Annotated in this window: 4 protein-coding genes; 3 read left to right on the top strand and 1 reads right to left on the bottom strand. The window is 73.7% G+C overall.

The features are described 5' to 3' along the window. Positions 1-560 (top strand): oxidoreductase (locus AC30CM_RS26705; RefSeq protein ID WP_490119928.1); only part of this gene is annotated, 560 nt, incomplete at its 5' end. Positions 561-983: 423 nt separating this feature from the next. Here AC30CM_RS26705 and AC30CM_RS26700 read toward each other — a convergent pair. Then, complete coding sequence (locus tag AC30CM_RS26700) at positions 984-1,826, bottom strand: HAD-IB family hydrolase (protein WP_490119927.1); 843 nt, start codon at positions 1,824-1,826, stop codon at positions 984-986. A 431-nt stretch (positions 1,827-2,257) separates the two neighbouring features. Between AC30CM_RS26700 and ssd the strand changes: the two genes are divergently transcribed. Together ssd and AC30CM_RS26690 are read left to right on the top strand one after the other, a co-directional pair. After that, entirely contained in the window at positions 2,258-3,346 is a 1,089-nt protein-coding gene (ssd, locus tag AC30CM_RS26695; RefSeq protein WP_490119926.1) for a septum site-determining protein Ssd, read from the top strand. Further along, positions 3,343-4,503: a TadA family conjugal transfer-associated ATPase gene (locus AC30CM_RS26690; protein WP_490119925.1), complete on the top strand. Its 1,161-nt coding sequence runs from the start codon at positions 3,343-3,345 to the stop codon at positions 4,501-4,503. Before ssd ends, AC30CM_RS26690 begins: the two co-directional genes overlap by 4 nt. Positions 4,504-4,544: the final 41 nt, after the last annotated feature.

Here is a 4,544-nt window from a genome sequence, read left to right as displayed (position 1 = left end):
TGGTGGTGGCCGACGCCGACGACATGGACCCGATCCTGGCCGGCGCGCTGCGCGTCGCCGAGGCGCTGGAGGGCGGTGCCACGGCGCTCGTCGGCGTGTGGCAGCGGGCCCCACTGCAGGCCATCGCGCGACTGCACGCGCTGGCCGCCGCCGATCTCGCCGACGACGATCGGCTGGGCAGGCCGCGGCCCGAGCCCGACGTCGCGCGCCGGCTGGAGTTGCTCGGCGACGTCGTCACCGGTGGCACACGGGTGCCTGCACCGGTGGTGGCCGCCGTCGTGCACGGCGAGTTGCTGACGTTGGCCCCGTTCGGCGTGGCCGACGGCGTCGTCGCGCGGGGCGTGTCGCGGCTGGTCACCATCAGCAGCGGACTGGATCCGCACGGGCTCGGGGTGCCAGAGATGTACTGGATGCGTCAGGCCGGTGATTACAAGGCGGCGGCGCGCGGCTTCGCCTCGGGCACGCCGGACGGACTGACGGCATGGCTGATCAACAGCTCCCGCGGATTGCACGCCGGAGCGCGCGAGGCGCTGGCCATTGCGCAGGCGATGACGGAGTGACCGCAGCAAACGAAGCGGGCGGCGTTCCGAGGTGCATCGTGGATGCGCATCGGCTCGCCGCCCGCTAGCACGGACGCCGGGTTACCAAGCGTGCTCGGTGGGTTGTGTGGGACGGCCTCGGCGTTCTTGCGCTGCGTCCGGCTGCGACCCCGCCCAAGGGATCGTCGGCACCGCTCGCTCTTCGCAATTCCGCAGGCCCACAACGCTTTTGCCTCTATCGCGGCATGTGCTCCGCGTGGGTACCCGTGTCCGTGCTAGGACGCTCGACTCGGGAGGACGTACCTTCTCTTCCGGTATGGCCTTGGCCTCATCGGGCTTCCGTGACTCCCTTTGTACTCCGTGACGGCGGTCACATCAAGGGGCAAATGCGTCGAGTCGCCCGATCGTTACGCCGGCTCTCAGCTACTAGCCAGTAGGGACGGGCTACAGCGCGAAGCGGCGCAGTGCCGAATACGTCAGCGCACCGGCCAGCAGCGCGCTGACACCCACGGCGACCGTGGTGGCGACCGCCGCGCCGGACGGTGCGGGGATGCGGTCGCGCAGCGGAATGGGCCGGGAGAACGTCCGTACCGGCCAGCCGCGCGCCGTCGCCTCCTTGCGCAATGCCCGGTCGGGGTTCACCACCGTGGGGTGGCCCACGGCCTCCAGCATCGGCAGGTCGGTGATCGAGTCGGAGTAGGCGTAGCAGTGCTCGAGTGAATAGTCCTCGCGCGCAGCCAGTTCGCGGATCGCGTCGACCTTGCCGTCGCCGTAGCAGTAGAACGCGATCTCGCCGGTGTACTTGCCGTCCTCCACCACCATCCGGGTCGCCATGGCGTGCGTGGCGCCGAGGGTGCGCGCGATGGGCGCGACGATCTCCTCGCCGGATGCCGACACCACGACCACGTCGCGGCCGCACAGCTTGTGATCGGCGATGAGGCTGGCCGCCTCGGCGAACACCAGGGGGTCGACGATGTCGTGGAGCGCCTCGGCGACGATCGACTTGACCTGCGCGACGTCCCATCCGGTGCACATGTTGGTGATGTAGGACCGCATGCGGTCCATCTGTTCGTGGTCGGCGCCCGACATGAGGAACAGGAACTGGGCGTAGGCCGACTTCAAGACGGTCTGCCGGTTGATCAGTCCCTGGTCGAAGAACGGCTTGCTGAACGCCAGCGTGCTGGACTTCGCGATCACGGTCTTGTCGAGGTCGAAGAACGCCGCCGTCCGCACCGGGCCGTCCGCGCTCGCCGCCGCGGCGGCGGCGTCCGGGGAGGTGGCGGTCACGCACACAGCATAGGTGGCCGGTGTCGGGGGCGGGCGGGACGCGGTGGCGTCGCCACAGGGAAACGGCAGGATTTGCCAGCAGGCGCGATCCGCAAGTTTCCTGGTCACGGGGGTCGTTTTCGTCGGCAAGAGGTTCGCTCGAAAGACTTGCGCCCCTGGTGCCGCGCGTGTGTATAGTGAGCATTACTCGGCTTATGCCGGGTGTGGATCAGCCCGACCCCCCGGGGCTGATACACGACGACCTCCGCCTCCTCCCCCCCTGGCGGGGGTCGTCCCTTTTCCGGGGTGTTTTCCCGGCTTTCTCGGGGTGATCCTGGTCGGCTCGCGCGCACCGCGGAGTCCATCCCCAGACGATCGTTCATCCACAGCCCCCGCCCGCACGGCCCCTTCGGCCACGGCCACCGTCGCGGCGGGGCCCCACAGTGGTGTCCGTGACGACACTCGGGACCCACCGCGGCGGCCTGTTGGCCCTGGTCGCCGATCCCGCCCTCCGTGCCGACGTCGACCGGATCGCGGCCGCGGCGGGCGTCCGCGTGGTGCACGCCGGCGAGCCCTCCGGCGCCAAGACGTGGGCCGCGGCGTCGGCCGTCGTGCTCGACGCCACCGGCGTCGCCGCGTGCGCGGGACAGGACCTGCCGCGCCGAGCCGGGGTGTACCTCGTCGTCGGCACCGGTGCGGCCCCGGATGCGGGTGTCTGGCGCGACGCGATCGCGGTCGGCGTCCAGCGGGTCGTCGAACTGCCCAGCGGCGACGCCGCCTTCGTCGCGGACCTGTCCGCCACGGCCACCGCGGAGCCGGGCGCGGGCGGACCCGTCGTCGCCGTGCTGGGTGGCCGCGGCGGCGCCGGGGCCTCGGTGTTCGCGGCGGCACTGGCACTCACGGCGCCGGGTCCTGCGCTGCTGGTCGACGCCGACCCCTGGTCGGGTGGGCTGGACCTCGTCCTGGGCTGCGAAGCCGTCGACGGAGTGCGCTGGCCCGACCTGACGCTGCAGGGCGGCCGCGTCTCCTACCCCGCCCTGCGCGACGCGCTGCCGTCCCGCCAGGGGGTGGCGGTGCTCTCGGCGGGCCGGGCGGCGCGCGACGTCGACGCCCGGGCCCTGGCAACGGTGCTCGACGCCGGCAGCCGCGGCGGCGCGACGGTGGTGTGCGACGTCCCTCGGCAGCCCACGGCGGTGGTCCGTGCGGCAATCGAGGCCGCCGACCTGGTGGTGGTGGTGACGTGCGCCGACGTTCGCTCGGCCGCGGCGACGGCGGCCCTGGGCGGCTGGCTCGGGAGCGAGAACGCCAACGTCGGGGTCGTGGTCCGCGGCCCCGCGCCGGGCGGACTACGCGCCGTCGACGTGGCGGCCCTCGCCGCCCTACCGCTGCTGGCGTCCATGCGCCCGCAACCGCAGCTGGCGCAGCTGCTCGAACGCGGCGGGCTGACGATGCGCGCCAGGAGCCCGCTCGCCCACGCGGCCCACCGCGTGCACGCGCTGCTGCACGGCAAGCCCGCCGATGCGTCCGTGGCCGCCGCGTGAACGCCTCGCTGGTCGATCGGGTGCGGGAGCGCCTGGCCGCCGAATCCTCCACGCTGCGCCCCACCGCCGTGGCCGCGGCCATCCGCGCCGAGTCCGGCGGCGTGCTCGGCGACACCGAGGTGCTCAGCGAGCTGCGGCTGGTCCAGACCGAACTCACCGGCGTCGGCGTGCTGGATCCGCTGCTGTACGCCGACGGCACCACCGACGTCCTGGTCACCGCGCCGGACGCCGTGTGGGTCGACGACGGAGCGGGGTTGCGGCGCAGCGCGGTTCGCTTCGCCGACGAGGACGCCGTGCGGCGGCTCGCCCAGCGGCTGGCGCTGACCGTCGGCCGTCGGTTGGACGACGCGCAGCCGTGGGTCGACGGGCAGCTGCGCGGCGTCGGTGGCATCACCATCCGCTTGCACGCCGTGCTGCCGCCGGTCGCCGAGGCGGGGACGTGCCTGTCGCTGCGCGTGTTGCGCCCGGCCACCCAGGGCCTGGACGCGCTGGCCGCCGCGGGCGCCATCGCCGCGGACGCGGTGGACCTGCTGCGGCGCGTCGTCGCGGCGCGGCTGGCGTTCCTGGTCTCGGGCGGCACGGGTGCGGGCAAGACCACGCTGTTGTCGGCGGCGCTCGGCGCCGTGGCGTCCGCCGAACGCATCGTGTGCGTGGAGGACGCCTCGGAGTTGGCGCCCGCGCACCCGCATCTGGTGAAGCTGGTCGCGCGCACCCCCAACGTGGAGGGGGTCGGCGCGGTCACCGTGCGCGACCTGGTGCGGCAGGCGCTGCGCATGCGGCCCGACCGCATCGTCGTCGGCGAGGTGCGCGGCGCCGAGGTGGTCGACCTGCTGGCGGCGCTGAACACCGGCCACGACGGAGGAGCCGGCACCGTGCACGCCAACCGGCCCGCAGAGGTACCGGCCCGCCTGGAGGCGCTGGCCGCGCTGGGTGGACTGGACCGGCGGGCGCTGCACAGTCAGTTGGCGGCCGCCGTGCAGGTGCTGCTGCACGTCGGCCGCGACGCGACGGGAGTGCGTCGGCTCACCGAGATCGCGGTCCTGACGCGGGACGCCGACGGTGCGGTCGTGGCGCACACGGCGTGGCACGCCGCGTGCGGCGACGGGCCCGGACGGGCGGCCCTCGAGGCGCTGCTGACCGAACGGGGTGCGTCGTGACCGCCGCGGCGCTGGCCCTCGCCGCGGCGTTGCTCGTCGCG

The sequence above is a fragment of the Mycobacterium sp. DHQP2018-32-09 genome, from assembly GCF_058148405.1.
Note: the sequence above shows the minus strand (reverse complement) of the source record. Positions and strands in the feature narration are given on the sequence as shown.